This is a genomic window from Nonomuraea harbinensis (assembly GCF_019396385.1).
Classification (GTDB): Bacteria; Actinomycetota; Actinomycetes; order Streptosporangiales; family Streptosporangiaceae; genus Nonomuraea; species Nonomuraea ferruginea.
This window is the reverse complement of record NZ_JAHKRN010000137.1, coordinates 1-593: the sequence shown is the minus strand read 5'-3', so window position 1 is coordinate 593 and position 593 is coordinate 1. Positions and strand designations below refer to the sequence as shown.

The window sequence follows — 593 nt, the reverse complement described above, 5'->3', positions numbered from 1 at the left end:
GTGAGCGTGGACGTGTTGAGATAGCCGGGTGAGTGAACGCAAGCCGTACGCGACGGACTTATCCGATGAGCGGTGGGCCCTGATCGAGCCGGTGATCACGGCGTGGAAGGCCGCGCACCCCTCGGTCAGCGGCCACCAGGGCAAATACCAGATGCGGGAGATCGTCAACGCGATCCTGTACCAGAGCCGGACCGGCTGCCAGTGGAACTTGCTGCCCCATGACCTGCCACCGCGCAGCGCGGTCATGTACTACTACACCGCCTGGCGGAAAGACGGCACCGACAAGACCATCCACGACCTGCTGCGCTTCCAGGTACGGGAGAAGAACCGGCGATTAGCCGACCCCAGCCTGGTCGTGCTCGACACCCAAAGCGTGCGCGCCGCGGCCGGCGTCCCGAAAGCCACCACCGGCCGGGACGCGGCCAAGAAGATACCGGGTCGCAAGCGCGGGCTGGCCGTGGACGTGCTCGGCCTGGTCATCGCGGTGGTGGTCGCGGCAGCTTCGATCCACGACAACGCCATCGGCACCGCGCTGCTGGACCGGGTCGCCGCCGCCACCCCGCCCGGCAGCGTCCGCACCGCCCTGGTCGACC

1 protein-coding gene is annotated in these 593 nt (G+C 68.5%); it reads left to right on the top strand.

Annotation, left to right across the window (positions count from 1 at the left end; genetic code table 11):
• Positions 1-28: 28 nt before the first annotated feature.
• Positions 29-593 (top strand): IS5 family transposase (locus KME79_RS44355; RefSeq protein WP_219552688.1); only part of this gene is annotated, 565 nt, incomplete at its 3' end.